Genomic DNA, 14,718 nt, shown 5'->3' on the forward strand with positions numbered 1-14,718 from the left:
ACAGGTTCGTTGTACTAACGGTTCTTCGTTTGTGTATAACATAAATCCCCTTTCCTGCCATGGCATAGCGCTTATCTACACAATAGCGCGGAACGGGGATTTTGACAAATTGGCAATTCTTTAGAATTCTCACATATTCTGTTACAATCTAACATTAATTTCTATCCATTAAAAGACATATCTATACACCTAGATAGGTAATTGCTGAAAATAATACAAAAAAGACACCACAGAGGAATATGGTGTCTTTTTTAGAGGAATTAGTACTACCATTGGGTAATAGTACATAAGTTACGATTACTGATATACACGTTAGGAGTAACGTATTCTGATGTTACAAGTAATTGTACAGGTAATCGTATTTTAAATTGTCTGATTACATTGCAATACAGGAGGCTTCCACAAAGTCTTTGAGTTGTGGTTTTACGTAGGTTTGGTACACGTCTGCACCATTACCACGGACGATGTCGCCCCAGTATTTATACACATAGCGGTACCAGAAATGGAACATGCTATTTGTGAAGTGGTAGTCAGCGTATTTCGCAGGTCCACGGCTATTCGCTTGGATACGACCTACGAGCCCCATCGCCATGAGGTCATTCAAACGAGATGTAAAGGTGCCGCTTTTAATTTGGCTCGCTTGCAACAGCTCCACATAGTATGGTCTCTCTAGTGTTGCAAGGCCCGATAGGATGGCGTTAGCACCCGTAATATTCTTCATATCTCGATGTAAGATATGTTGCGTTTCTTCAAAGAGTGCGCCCGATACGGAGAAGAACAAATTAATAATATTCGTCTCGATGCTTTCACCATTATCAAAGTACTGCACATAGGCAGGTAAACCACCTGTTACGGCAAATACAGTACGCAAGTCATCCTTAGCATAGTGAAGGCCCAAGGATTTCATATCCACCAAGGAGAACGGTTTTACCTCAAAGTATTCCGACACATAGGAACCAATCAAACTGCGATCGCCAATGATGCGGCCATCGAGCTGTTCTAATCCATTGGCCATCAAGATGATGTTCAAATGGCTCGTTTCTTGATAAGCCTCTAACAAATCGCGCAAGTGGATAGGGAATTGAGGTACAGCCTCCACCAAGGAAGGGTAATCATCAATCACCACAGTCTGAGGCGTATTTACACTGCTTTCAAATAGACCCTCAAAGGCCTCTTGCAAGCTAGTGATCGGTTCAAATTTGTCCTGCTCATCGGTAGGAACAAAACGTGCCTCAAGAGCTCGATTCATATCGGCTACATGAATTGCTTCATTAGCCATGCGACCTGCCAAGTACAGCGCCTTATGACGGCGTACGAGCTGGGAAGCCACATAGGATTTGCCACTGCGATGCGGACCATACACAACACACAAACTCATTTGATCTATCGCAATACGGGACTGGATACTCTCAATAATTTCAGCACGTCCCACAAAATTCATATACTCTCACCTCCAACATTCTATGGAGACTATTATATCATAAATTTAAAACAAATTTAAACTTATTTTCATGTTATTAACATGACTTTTTATTATGTTAATTTTTTTACGCATAAAATATACTTATTTAATGGTTTACTTTTTACCCATTCGATTGTAGAATCCCTTATATTTACTGCATTCTTATAGGTCTATCCTCGTCACGCTAACATACAATATTCCGTATATAATCTTTTTCCATACTCAACACATATAAAAAGACGTGCCTACCATAAGGTATAGCACGTCATATGACTCGTATGTAATAAGGATATTTATATAGTCGTTTCTTTATTGTTGTATTTATTTCTTTATTATTGTATTTGAGTTTGCATCTTCATGAGCAAAATATGCTTAACCGCATCATTGAGTCGGTCATTTGAAATGGTTCCGTTCGCCACTGCTTGTATAAGTGCGCGATGGACTTCATCGATGTGCCCCGTATCCGCATCAAGGAGGACGAGGTCACTGCCCGCTACGATGGAGTTAACTGCAAAGTCCCCTATCTTTTGGTTTGCTTGCAAGGCCCCTACATCGACACGGTCGGTCATAACCACGCCGTTATAGCCTAGCTCGTGTCGTAACCAGTCCGTTATGATTGCTTTCGAGTTACTCGCTAGATGTTCGTTATCGATGGCAGGGATTTGCACATGGCTTATGACGAGCATGTACGTATTCGCTGTCGTCTGTGTAATGAGACGTTTAAATACGGACACATCGTTGTTGTTCAAATAGGCCTTCGCATCGTTAGCGGTCTCAAAGGATGCATCACCAAGGCTCACTGTTGGGAAGTAGTTATAGCCAAACCACATGTGGTTGATTTGGTAACGCTCCGCCATGGCCAGATCCATATGCCCGGCCCACGTAGGGTCAGATGTATAGGACACATTCGGCACCCCTAGGTTTGCATTCGGTCCCACAATGAGGTTAAAGCCCATATCGCGCATTTCAATGGCCGATCGAGTCACTAAATTAATGATCCGTTCCATCGGTAGTTGCCCCCAACGATTTGGCTCTGGCAAGCGCAAGAAACTTTCATTCGTACTCAACACCTTATCCCGATTGATGCCAATGTATGGCGTCACCATACTTGCCGTTGTGGCCGTTTGCATGATATCGCTGGTGAAAGCTTTCACTTGATTTTTATTATTTAGATTTTCATTAGTTAGCATAACGCCGCTCACACGGTATTTCCTGATGACGTCCTTTTGGGACTGTCCTACCGTGCTGCCATGAAGGCTAATCATCATCAGTTGACCTATCTTGTCCTCTTGAGACATAGCCCCAAGCCAAGTGTTCACCTTCTCAGGAACAGGTTTGTCTGATTGCATGACGGCCCGATACGATACAGTTCGTACCTCTTCCTGCTCTGCCTGACTCTCATGTTGGCATCCCGCAGTACCGATGGCGGCGACAATCAAGGCCATGCCACATAGAGCACGCCGTAAAAACAAGTTCATCTCTCCACAAAACTCCTTGTCATACTCTCTTACATGTTATCTTTCTATATATTATACACTATATAATTCATCTTTTCCTCATGTGAAAGCTAGTTTTCTATATCAATTTATCATAATAAAGTTATAAAGTAGTAGTAAAAATTAATATAAAAGGTAATTCATACATATAACATATATAAAACTATAAGAAGGTTATACATAAAAATCCTACGAATCGCATGTAAGATGACACTCAGTAGTCAATATCTACACAAGTATCAAGTCACTCATGACCCGTAGGATTTATTTCTGTTTAGTTAGTTACCCATATACCAGTCTAACTATACTAATGTATGTATGTATGGATGTATTCATCGCCAGAATACATTCGATACGACTCGTACTGAGCAAATTAGCTAATGTATAAAACTATTAGCCCTTGTATTTAGGGGATGTTGGGCATGTTTCAGGTGTTACGTCTTTGCGATCACCAAGCACCGCGCTACGGTCTGTGTAATGTGTATGCAATAATTCGTGTGCCTTGTGGCCCAATGGTTCGCCTAAGAAGTCTTTGTACAATGCTTGGATTTCTGGGTTTTCATAAGAAGCAACCCATTTGTAGTTCGCATCAGCTTCGTAAAGGCCGCCGATACGAGCTTCCTTAGTTTTCACAGCTTGAGGCAATTTAGTGCGCGGTTGACCACCGCCACCAATACAACCACCTGGGCACGCCATAACTTCGATGAAGTCATAGTGTTTGTCGCTGTCTTTCAACGCATTAAGGAAGTCACGTGTATTTTTACCGCCATGTACTACAGCAACGGACAATGTAACGTCATCACCTAATTGAACAGTTGCCTCTTTAACGCCTTCCATACCACGAACGTCTTCGAGGTGAGTCAAAGCATATGGAGGTGGCTCTTTGTCAGTGATGAGCTTGTACGCTGTACGCATAGCCGCTTCCATAACACCACCAGTGTTACCGAAGATGATGGATGCACCAGTTTCCATACCGATTAAGTCATCGAATTGGGACTCTTCAATCGCATTGAAGTCGAGGTTTTCCTCTTGGATCCAACGGATGAACTCACGAGTTGTAATGGAAATGTCTGTATCCATGCCAAGGGATTCGTCATCATAGAAACGAGCCGCTGCATTTTCTTCTTCTCGTTTTGTTTCTGCTTTTTTAGCAGTACAAGGGTTTACAGATACAGATACGATGTTGCTAGGATTAATGCCTTTTTTCTCAGCAAAGTATGTTTTAATCATAGCCGCTTCCATAGCGATACAAGAACGTGTGGAAGACAAGTTAGGAATCAATTCAGGGAAGTAGATTTCTGCAAAGCGTACCCACGCTGGGCAGCAGCTTGTGAACTGAGGAATTTGACCGCCAGTTTTAAGACGTTCTACAAGCTCAGATGCTTCTTCCATGATCGTTAAGTCCGCACCGAAGTTAGTGTCTACTACATAGTCCGCACCTAATGCACGCAAAGCACCAACCATTTTGCCTTCAAGGAATGTACCTGGTTCGTAGCCAAAGCCTTCGCCGATAGCTACACGCACAGCTGGAGCTGTTTGGATAACCACAATTTTTTCAGGATCTGCAAGAGCTGCTTTCACCTTTTCAAGCTCGGATTTAGCATGCATGGAGTCAAATGGACATGCAGCCGCACATTGACCACAGTGGATACATACAGGCACGTCACCGTTTGCATCGAGATCATAGTAGTCGAGTACGCTCATTACGTCCGCACAAGCACGACGGCATAACGTACAGTTTTTACACTTGGAAATGTCGTGATAAATGGATGGATTGTCTAATGCAATCGGCACACGTTTATCGATAAATTCGTATTGAGACATGAGGACCTCCTCTAACAAACTAAAACTATCAAACCTTTTGGGAAACATCGGCCAAACTACAGAGCACTGTGCTCAAGGCGTACTTCCACATCTTACCTTTAGTATACGCTATGGTGAAAGTTTATACTATGTAGAAATGTTACACTTTAGTGCAAAATTATGGTCAATCAACCCTCTCTAGATACCATAATATTGCGCATGAAATTATAAGTGACATTATGAGTGACATTCTATATGACATTGTACGTCAGTATATTTCAACAAGATAGAAATTACATAAATGCGTAATAATATTCCCATTGTACCACGAATGAGTAAATAATTCACCAACTTTTCGGGAATTAAAACAAAAGAAAACCGCACGTCAATTAAAATAAAAAAACGCACGCCCTCTAATGAGAACGTGCGTGTGTGAAGCTTTCACAAAGAATCATACCCCTCGAAGGATCAGATTATTTGTCACCCCAGATAAGTGTGTACACAGCGTATGCAGGAGTGCCTTGTTCAACCTTACGAGTAGATTTGTTAGGTTGTTCTTCTTTCACAACATAACCTTGTGGGTTATAAAGAGTTACCTTAACGTCTTTTACTTCGCGTTTTTTGTGGTTGAACTCTTCAGTTACGATATAGTGGTAACCTTCGTAGTCCATAGCTTTGATGTCCAAAGTAGCTTTTTTGTCATCTTTTTTAACAGAATCGTTGTCGATAGACCAAGTGATACCATTGCTATCTGTACCAACTGTATACCAATTTGCTGCATCAACACTACCAATACCACCAATGAATAAAGCGCCTGCTGCCAAAACAGCTGCCAATGTTTTTTTCATATTTTTACCTCTCGAATTAAATACAAGAACATGAAATCTAGTATATTCGATGAAAATAAATATTTTATGAAATACAAACGTGCTCAATTATTAGAATATCTATTCCAAACATTAAGACTTCACATAATAAGTAGACCGTCCCCCACCTTTACGTTGAATATGACCATCCTTCACAAGGGTACGTATGACGCCTTCAATGGAACTATCACTGAGATTTGGACACCATTCTCTAATATCTTGCTTTGTAAAAGCCCCTAGATGACTATCGATAGCTGCTTTCACCTGATCCATTGCTGAACCACTATTTGCCAGTATAGAACTACGGTCCTCAAAGTCATGATACGCGGCTAACAGCATTTGTAACCAATAGCAAATAAACGGTATAGGGCAGGAACTTTCATCATACCAAGTATCACTAGACTCGCGTAAAGCAGCATAATACATATCCTTATGTCTTGCAATCTTAGCCTCTAACGATACATATTTACCTACCATAAAGCCGCTACGGTACAACAATAATGTCGTTAACAAACGGCTCATGCGTCCATTCCCATCATTAAATGGGTGAATACATAAGAAATCATGTATAAAAATAGGAATGGCTAAGAGTGGCTCCACCTCTCCATTACCTACAACACGATTATATTCAGCACAAATCTTATCGAGGGCCTCTGCTGTCTCATAGGGTGCTAGGGGAGTAAATAACACCTCGGTCCGTCCATCGGGATAGGTAGCACTAATATAATTCTGTACACTCTTTAACTGTCCACCACGGGCATTGAACTGGTAATTATACAAAATCTTGTGTAACTGCAAAATATGATTGCGAGACAAAGATATGGAATCATAACTTTCATGGATAACATTTAAGGCATCACGATACCCCATAATCTCCTGCTCATCCCTATTTCGAGGCGTAGTCTTATCAGCTACCAACTGCCGAAGGCGCGTACTCGTCGTCACAATCCCTTCAATCTCATTCGAAGCCTCTGTACTCTGTACCTTTGCCAACTCTACAAGAGAATCTAATATGGCAGGACTCTGTGAAAGCAAAACCTCCTCCTTGCCATTCGCCCTATAAATCCCTGCAATTAGACTTAAAATATCCATATCCCACGACAAAGACTGAATCCGACCATACTCAAAACGACGCATACACACACCTACTTTCTACTCTAATCCCTTATAAATAAAATTATTCCCTTAAATTATACCATAAAATAAGGGAATAAATAATTTGGATACATTTAATTATACATGCAGAAAGGGTTCTATCTCTTTGAGACCGACTTAGGTCACTATGGAGGTCGATGAGAGATAGAACCCTTTCTACTAGTAGAGGAAATTTACCAAATCAAGTGATACACGCGATCTAGATTACTTCCGTCTTGTATTTGTACTTTTGTATTTGCCAATGTTTCAGAACCAATCATATAGCCTTGTGGGTTATATGTAGCAACATCAATGAGCTGTACTGTTTTATCAGCACGGTTGAATGTCATTGTATAAATGGAGTGATCTCCATTTGGATCTACAATCTTCAAGCGCAATGTAGCACGAGCATCGTTTTTATCAACAGAGTCATTGTCGATATAGCCAGTACGACCATATTGATCCGTATCAAGAGCATACCAACTTTCAGCATGAGACACGCCCACACCAGCACTGAATAATAACCCGGCTACCGCTAAACAGGCAAACCATTTTTTCATAACTATTCTCTCCTGACTATAAAATTCAAATAACTATGCAATCTGCATACCATAAATTCCCTACGCCTTCATTATAACACCATAATTGCATATTACTAATAAAAACTCTATAAACTGCATAATTAATATAAATCTATTAAGGACGATGTGCCGAGTCCTATGGGCTTTGATAATATAACGTATTTGATGACTGATATTCGCGCTGTAAGGTCAACAAAACATAGAAAGCCCCGAACTGTTCTGAAAACGACTTCGGTCACTATGGAGGCTTTCAGGATAGTTCGGGGCCAAATACGTTCTGAGTATCTAAATAAACAGAGCGAATATAAGCTTCTATTAAATTGTTGGATTATTTACCCCATAGGGCCTTCATAACTTCCGCACCCATAGTATCATCTTCAATTTTTGTAGGTTTTTGTGCTTCTTTGCTGGACAATAACGCTACGCCTGCAGCGCTGTATACTGTTGTATCAAGTTCTGTCCATGTTTTTTCTTTACGGTCAATGCGTACTGTGTAGATGTATGTGAAACCTTCTACATTGTTAATTTTAACAAGTACTGTAGCCGCATCATCTGTTTTGTATACAGATGCATTATCGATGAACCATGCTGCATCATCAGCATCAGCATCGATATAGTACCAATCAGCAGCACTAGCTTGACCAAAGCCGCCTAAGAATAAAACCCCTGCTGCAAACATAGCAGCTAACCATTTTTTCATATCTAAACTCCTTAACGCTAGAGACGACCATCTAAGATGGCCGCCCATAGTTTCTTACATATACTATTAATACAAATTATTCTGCTTCTTCGTCTTCGATTTCAGCACCTGGAATAACAGCAATACTAGCTACTTTATCACCTTCGTCGAGATTTTGTGTTTTCACACCAGAAATAGCTTTGCCCTTCTTCACAGCAATATCGTTCATGTTGAAGCGGATGATTTTGCCTTGTTCAGAGATAAGCATAACTTCATCATCGTTATGAACTACTTCTACGGCAACTACGTCGCCTGTTTTGTTCGTAATCTTGAAGTTCTTAGAGCCTTTACCACCGCGTTTTTGCAATGTGTAAGCTTCCGCATCATTGCGTTTACCGAAACCTTCTTCGGAGATTGTAAACACTTGTGCTTCGCTTTCATCAGCATTAAGAACACCAGCGCCTACTACTACGTCGCCGGTATTAAGTTTAATACCACGCACACCGTGAGCCGCACGTTTCATGAGACGTACGTCGCTTTCACTGAAACGAATAGCGATACCCAATTTAGTACCGATCAAGATATCTTGATTGCCAGTCGTTACGCTAACGGAAATCAAGCGATCCCCTTCGTCGAGGTTGATAGCGTTGAGACCAGAACGACGGATGTTGCGATATTCTTCGATAGCTGTACGTTTTACAACGCCGAACTCAGTAACCATGAATAAGTTTACATCTTCATGGATACGTTCAAGGTCAATCATAGTTGTAACGGATTCGCCGACAGCAAGTGGCAATACATTAACCATAGCGGTACCGCGAGAGTTACGGGAACCTGCTTCTGGCACTTCGTATGCTTTGAGGCGATATGTACGGCCAGTGGACGTGAAGAACAACAATGTATTATGCGTACGAACATGCATAATTTGCGTTACATAATCGTCTTCCTTCGTCTTCATGCCGATAACGCCAGCGCCACCTTTATGTTGGTTGCGATATACGTTCGCGTTCATGCGTTTGATATAACCTTGTTTAGTCAAGGTAATAACCATCTCTTCGTCAGCGATGAGGTCTTCTACATCAAGGTCGGACGTATCGATAGTGATTTCAGAACGACGAGGGTCGCCGTATTTCTTCTTCATATCTTCTAGTTCTTCTTTGATGATTTGACGTTGACGCGCTTCGCTAGCCAAGATAGCTTTCAAATCTTCGATCAATGCCAACAATTCCTTGTATTCCTCTTCGATTTTTTCGCGTTCCAAGCCTGTTAAACGGCGTAGACGCATGTCGAGGATGGCTACTGCTTGTTTTTCTGAAAGCCCGAATTTTTGCATCAATGCGTTACGCGCGATTTCGTCAGTTTGGGAACTGCGGATTGTAGCGATAACTTCATCGATGTGGTCGAGAGCAATCAACAAGCCTTCCAAGATGTGAGCACGTGCTTCTGCTTTGTTAAGCTCGAATTGTGTACGGCGTACGATAACATCGAGGCGATGATCTAAGTAGTAACCCAATACTTCTTTCAAATTCAATACGCGAGGATGACCATCCACGAGGGCTAACATAATCACGCCGAAAGATTCTTGAAGTTGAGTGTGTTTATATAATTTGTTAAGAACGATATCTGGTTGCACATCAGCGCGCAATTCGATAACGATGCGCATACCTTGACGGTCAGATTCGTCGCGAAGTGCTGTGATACCATCGATTACCTTGTCGCGGCTCAAGTTCGCAATTGTTTCAATAACGCGAGCCTTGTTAACTTGGTATGGAATCTCAGTCACTACGATTTTATGCTTGCCCTTCGCCATTTCTTCAATGGTTGCACGAGCGCGCATTTTTACGCTACCACGACCTGTGGAGTACGCTTTTTTAATACCTTCCCGGCCCAAAATGAGCGCCCCTGTCGGGAAGTCTGGACCTTTGATTTGTGTCATCAATTCTTCCACAGTTACATCTGGGTTATCGATGAGCATTGTAAGGCCATTACATACTTCGTTAAGGTTGTGCGGTGGAATATTTGTCGCCATCCCTACGGCGATACCGCTGGAACCATTGATGAGAAGATTTGGGATCTTCGCTGGCAATACTGTTGGTTCTTGCAAGCTTTCATCATAGTTCGGCATGAAATCAACAGTTTCCTTGTCGATATCAGCGAGCATTTCTTGAGTAATTTTTGCCATACGTACTTCAGTATAACGCATCGCAGCGGCACTATCGCCGTCGATGGAACCAAAGTTACCGTGGCCGTCTACCAAGAGGTAGCGCGTATTGAAATCTTGCGCCAAACGTACAGTCGCGTCGTAAACAGAACTATCACCATGTGGATGATACTTACCGAGTACGTCACCGACGATACGAGCTGATTTCTTGTACGGTTTATTTGGCGTCATACCTGTTTCGTGCATCGCGTACAAAATACGACGATGAACTGGTTTCAAGCCATCACGCACATCTGGAAGAGCACGCATTACGATTACGGACATCGCATAATCGATATAAGCGTTCTTCATTTCTTTATCAATCTGAACGGGATGAATATTCCCGTGGGACCATTGTTGGTCTGCCACAATCTCACCTCATTTTACTAACACTGATTATAATACATCATAATATTATAGCATTTTTGAGGGCTAAACGCTAATATTATAGGCATTTTTATGGATTTTTGTGAAAGCTGTTTTCTCAAAATCCCATGCGAAAAGAAACAACAATCACTTAACTAAGTAAGCGTATAGCCTTTGGGCCCCATCAATAATAATTACCGATTAATTAGTTCGTCTAGCATATTCATGCGATAATTTTCCACCACATCCATAAATTCCTTATTATGTATCGGATTTTCCATCATCCCAAATAGGTGGCTTTTGCAGTCGCAGTCAGAGCAGCCGAATTTAGGGACGTCCCATTCGGCAACGCTACGTACCGCATCAGCGAGAGCGCATTCTGCATCAGCCCAGCTAGTTCGTATTGGTAGGCCTGCTATCATTTCGCAGTGACCGCGGAAGTAATCTAGATGCCAGTGCATTTTTTTGCGTTTTCGTTTATGGCGCTCAATGCGTTTCGTTAAGTTCGCCTTCGCAGAGCCTACGTACATATAGTAGCCAGATTGGAAATGCATCATTCCTTTAGAACCGATTTCAAGGTCAAGATCGTGGTCTAGGTGCATAACCATCACGTACACGCCGCTATCGTGAGCCTCTGTGTCGAGGATTGTACTCGGATAAGAACATTCTCGTGTTAGAGTGGGCATGGTGAAAGTCTCATCCCAGGTCACAGCAACGGCTTTCCAGTCTAACGAAGGAGCTACCTCTTTAAAGGTACGAGCAAATTCTAAATCTGTGTGGTAGTCCGGTAAGAACCACTGCGCTCTATCCCATTGCACGAGGAATAGAACACCTGTGTGGTAGCCTTCGTTTTGTAATTCTTTCAGATGTAATAAGTGCTTGCGACCTCGTTCTGTTATGGCATCAGGGAACATGGCGCCCGTTTTAGAGAATAACGTACAAGACTTGACCTCTAGCAAAAACTCATCGCCCTTATCATTGGTAAGGAGCAAGTCAAAACGTGATGATGTGCCGTGTAATTTAACCGTATACTCACGTCTTACAACGCGCCATTCCTCCCAACCAGGGATCAGCTTATTTTCTATCAAATGCTGCGCTACATCATTACTATAGTTCGTGTCGAGCATAATTACGACGCCATCGCGCTCAATGCCCACTACGCGGTATTTCGTCTTTGCATCAGGCTTATCGTGAAGCACGATGTACATCATTACACCGGTGAATAAGAGCTCCCACATACGCCCTGGATTTGGTAAATGAGCGAGTACGCTTTCACCATTCAAATCTAAGGTCACCACAAAACGGTTCGGGCGACCAGTATATGTTGCTTTCAAAATTGTATCGTAAAGGACCTTCATTGTATCTCCTATATCAGTAATATTCTATATGTCTATTATACGCTATTTTGTTACAGGATAAGAATCCTATACATCGTACTATGAAAGTCCTTACGTTAATGGGAACCTCTAACAAGTGCTATAAGCCCTTAAAAACTTACAAAAAAGTGGTGTTTAAAAACTTACCAAAATATGGCTCAATAATTCACCACAGTTACAGGATCATTGTTACGGTATTTGCGATTACTTCGTTGATAATCACGCTCTAACAAGTTATGTAGGGCTTCTTCTAATAAATTCCAAAAACTATCCGTGTCTTCCGTTGGTATACCAAGAACAATGGAGCTTCCTTTGGAATACGTAATACATGTGGAGGTTATATTATCAAGAATTGGCAAATACACAATAATCACACCACATGCTGCTAACATGTCTTTGAGAGACTCTTTCACACCAATTAAAGGTTCACTAGAAAGTTCCTTAATTTTTGGTATAAATTTTCTTAGTAACTCCGCATCATAAGAATTTACCTCTACAAAACGCGCCTGTCCTTTCGTGATTTGTACTAATGTATAAATCGCACTCTTTTTAGCTGGCTCCATATCCTTAATATTTTCATACACTAAGGGCATAACCATTTCATTATCTACATTTTTTAAAGAAGCTACCTCAAAAAACTTTTGTAAATTATTAACCTGCTCCGCTGCCTTTTTTGTTTCTGGCACTATACCTAAACGCGCAAGTTTGGCATAACCAAAGGGCTTAGCAAAGTTAATTTCTTCATCAATAGAATTCTCATACTCTACTTTTAATATCTTCTCTCTATAATTGGCTTCTAATCCATTCCAAAAACTTGCTTCTACACCAAACACCCGTTCAAGACGCATTGCCACATCCTGTGTTAGTGGGACTTCACCATTAATGAGCTTACTGATGTGCTTCTCACTCATATCCATTCGTGTAGCTAATTCTTTTTGCGTCATATGCCTATCTTCTAAAACCTCTTTTATTGTCATTCCAGGCGGTATAGCAATAAAAGTTTTACTTTCATATATCTTCATATGTATATCTCCTATACTAATGATAATCTACAATTTCTTGAATCTCTACTACGTGAAACATTCCATCAATATGTATAAAAATAAGTCTATAAGGGTGTACTAAATCCATAGCATATTGAGTTTTGCGATCTCCAACTAACTTATGGCACCGTCCCACACCATTTAAAATCAAAGACTGAATAGATGTAGCAAAACGAAGTTGATCAATTCTTAAATGAATTTTACGTGCCATCTCACGTCCATATTCTCGCCTAGCAGTATTTGCATCTGTACAAACTGTTTCTAACTTATTATTCTTATATCGTATGTCCAATATGTCACCGACTCTCTCAAATCACAGTGAATGGTTGATACAATATAAATGGCCATTTATAATAATTTACCTAGTAGGTTAATTCTATTATACTCTCTCAAATACAAATGTAAATATATAATTTACCAATTAGGTAAATTATTTTATAATATCTAGTATTATAAATCATATATGCTATTAATAATTAATATTGAAATTTTTCATTTTTGTAGCTTAGGTTACATTATTACATGTTAAAATAGTTTATACTAGGAACATCAGGTCAGTATTTAATACCCGTACTGATCGTTACGCCGGGTTTTGGTGAGGCATCGCCTAGTTGATCTCATCACGCTGTACGTATACGTGCGAAGCTTTCACAAAACCCAACGGCGTATATAGATTACATATAAAGAATTACATAGATTAACTAAGTAGTTTAGGCCACTATTCTCCGCAGAGATGGCTCGAGAAAGGATTAACAATGGCACAAATCGCAGCAAATTTACAACGCATTAAAAACGGCCAACGCCGTTATGCAATTACACCTCGCGTTCCAGCAGGTTTCATTCAACCAGAACAATTACAAAAATATATCGACGTAGCGAATGAGTTCGGCGCGGTTCTTAAATTGACTGGCAGCCAACGCATTATGATTACGAATTTGAAAGCAGAAGACGTAGATAAAGCTTGGGAAATGCTCGGCATGGAGCCAGCGTACACTGTTTCTAACCGCGTGCGCAGCGTAAAAATCTGCCCAGGTACTACATTCTGTAAACGCGCTAAACAAGACAGTGTACATCTTGGCATGCAAATTGAACGCAAATATTTGTCTCAAGAAATGCCAAGCAAAATGAAAATCGGCGTATCCGGTTGTCTTAATTCTTGTACTGAAAGCCGCATGAAAGATGTGGGTATCATCGGTACTGTAGAGGGTTGGAACGTATACGCTGGCGGTAGCGGCGGCGCGCATCCACGCATCGGCGACCTCATCGCAGAAGTAACAACTGAAAAAGAAGCTCTTGCATTGGTAGATCGTATCATTGCATACTATAAAGAAAACGCACAAATTGAACGTATGGGCGAATTCATTGACCGCATTGGTTTAGAGGCTTTTAAAGAGGCTGTATTGGGCGACCTTGAAGGTGCTCCAGCTGAAAGCAAATCCGATGAACCAGCTGTGTTCTTGCCTGGTCATGGTAACGATCCTGAACCAGAAGCACCACGCCTCGAAGCAGGTGCTCCTATCACACCAGACACAATCATTCGCGACATCGTGGATACATATCCAAATGTTGTGCCTGTATTACAAAGCATCGGCATGGGTTGCCTAGGTTGCCCATCTTCTACAGCTGAACCATTGTGGCAAGCTGCAGAAATCCACGGTGTTAATGTATACGATTTAGTTCAAAAATTAGAAACTGCACGAAAAGGAGCTTAA

The 14,718-nt window shown here is 41.2% G+C and carries 12 protein-coding genes; 1 reads left to right on the forward strand and 11 read right to left on the reverse strand.

Going from position 1 to position 14,718, the window contains the following annotated elements; genetic code table 11:
• Positions 1–376: 376 nt before the first annotated feature.
• The 11 genes from EL171_RS09720 to EL171_RS09770 all read right to left on the reverse strand — a co-directional run bounded on the left by EL171_RS09720 (position 377) and on the right by EL171_RS09770 (position 13,217).
• Positions 377–1,441: an AAA family ATPase gene (locus EL171_RS09720; protein ID WP_005384892.1), complete on the reverse strand. Its 1,065-nt coding sequence runs from the start codon at positions 1,439–1,441 to the stop codon at positions 377–379.
• 353 nt (positions 1,442–1,794) lie between these two features.
• The gene (locus tag EL171_RS09725; protein WP_039968831.1) at positions 1,795–2,940 is read right to left on the reverse strand and encodes a glycoside hydrolase family 3 N-terminal domain-containing protein; all 1,146 of its coding nucleotides are present in this window, start codon (positions 2,938–2,940) and stop codon (positions 1,795–1,797) included.
• A 411-nt stretch (positions 2,941–3,351) separates the two neighbouring features.
• The gene (locus EL171_RS09730; RefSeq protein WP_039968829.1) at positions 3,352–4,782 is read right to left on the reverse strand and encodes a [FeFe] hydrogenase, group A; all 1,431 of its coding nucleotides are present in this window, start codon (positions 4,780–4,782) and stop codon (positions 3,352–3,354) included.
• Positions 4,783–5,234: 452 nt separating this feature from the next.
• On the reverse strand, positions 5,235–5,609 hold the full coding sequence (locus EL171_RS09735; protein WP_005384879.1) for a hypothetical protein: 375 nt from the start codon (positions 5,607–5,609) through the stop codon (positions 5,235–5,237).
• Between the two features lie 111 nt (positions 5,610–5,720).
• Positions 5,721–6,764, reverse strand: a complete 1,044-nt coding sequence (locus tag EL171_RS09740; protein WP_005384877.1) for a Fic family protein — start codon at positions 6,762–6,764, stop codon at positions 5,721–5,723.
• 191 nt (positions 6,765–6,955) lie between these two features.
• Positions 6,956–7,321 (reverse strand): hypothetical protein, encoded by a 366-nt coding sequence (locus EL171_RS09745; protein ID WP_005384876.1) that lies wholly within the window; start codon positions 7,319–7,321, stop codon positions 6,956–6,958.
• Between the two features lie 349 nt (positions 7,322–7,670).
• Positions 7,671–8,042: a hypothetical protein gene (locus tag EL171_RS09750; RefSeq protein WP_039968827.1), complete on the reverse strand. Its 372-nt coding sequence runs from the start codon at positions 8,040–8,042 to the stop codon at positions 7,671–7,673.
• A 76-nt stretch (positions 8,043–8,118) separates the two neighbouring features.
• Positions 8,119–10,590, reverse strand: a complete 2,472-nt coding sequence (gene gyrA / locus EL171_RS09755; protein WP_005384874.1) for a DNA gyrase subunit A — start codon at positions 10,588–10,590, stop codon at positions 8,119–8,121.
• A 191-nt stretch (positions 10,591–10,781) separates the two neighbouring features.
• Entirely contained in the window at positions 10,782–11,945 is a 1,164-nt protein-coding gene (sfsA, locus tag EL171_RS09760; protein ID WP_005384873.1) for a DNA/RNA nuclease SfsA, read from the reverse strand.
• A gap of 176 nt (positions 11,946–12,121) precedes the next feature.
• Entirely contained in the window at positions 12,122–12,985 is an 864-nt protein-coding gene (locus tag EL171_RS09765; protein ID WP_005384872.1) for a HigA family addiction module antitoxin, read from the reverse strand.
• Between the two features lie 16 nt (positions 12,986–13,001).
• A complete protein-coding gene (locus EL171_RS09770; protein ID WP_322353403.1) occupies positions 13,002–13,217 on the reverse strand; it encodes a type II toxin-antitoxin system RelE/ParE family toxin in 216 nt (71 codons plus the stop codon).
• A gap of 544 nt (positions 13,218–13,761) precedes the next feature.
• Between EL171_RS09770 and EL171_RS09775 the strand changes: the two genes are divergently transcribed.
• Complete coding sequence (locus EL171_RS09775) at positions 13,762–14,718, forward strand: DUF1858 domain-containing protein (RefSeq protein WP_005384870.1); 957 nt, start codon at positions 13,762–13,764, stop codon at positions 14,716–14,718.

The organism is Veillonella dispar, from assembly GCF_900637515.1.
GTDB lineage: Bacteria > Bacillota > Negativicutes > Veillonellales > Veillonellaceae > Veillonella > Veillonella dispar.

Coding starts and splice junctions, on each gene's coding strand:
- EL171_RS09735 (WP_005384879.1), bottom strand. CDS start 5,609: ATGAAAAAAACATTGGCAGCTGTTTTGGCAGCAGGCGCTTTATTCATT.
- sfsA (WP_005384873.1), bottom strand. CDS start 11,945: ATGAAGGTCCTTTACGATACAATTTTGAAAGCAACATATACTGGTCGC.
- EL171_RS09720 (WP_005384892.1), bottom strand. CDS start 1,441: ATGAATTTTGTGGGACGTGCTGAAATTATTGAGAGTATCCAGTCCCGT.
- EL171_RS09775 (WP_005384870.1), top strand. CDS start 13,762: ATGGCACAAATCGCAGCAAATTTACAACGCATTAAAAACGGCCAACGC.
- EL171_RS09770 (WP_322353403.1), bottom strand. CDS start 13,217: ATGGCACGTAAAATTCATTTAAGAATTGATCAACTTCGTTTTGCTACA.
- EL171_RS09745 (WP_005384876.1), bottom strand. CDS start 7,321: ATGAAAAAATGGTTTGCCTGTTTAGCGGTAGCCGGGTTATTATTCAGT.
- EL171_RS09730 (WP_039968829.1), bottom strand. CDS start 4,782: ATGTCTCAATACGAATTTATCGATAAACGTGTGCCGATTGCATTAGAC.
- EL171_RS09740 (WP_005384877.1), bottom strand. CDS start 6,764: ATGCGTCGTTTTGAGTATGGTCGGATTCAGTCTTTGTCGTGGGATATG.
- EL171_RS09725 (WP_039968831.1), bottom strand. CDS start 2,940: ATGAACTTGTTTTTACGGCGTGCTCTATGTGGCATGGCCTTGATTGTC.
- EL171_RS09750 (WP_039968827.1), bottom strand. CDS start 8,042: ATGAAAAAATGGTTAGCTGCTATGTTTGCAGCAGGGGTTTTATTCTTA.
- EL171_RS09765 (WP_005384872.1), bottom strand. CDS start 12,985: ATGAAGATATATGAAAGTAAAACTTTTATTGCTATACCGCCTGGAATG.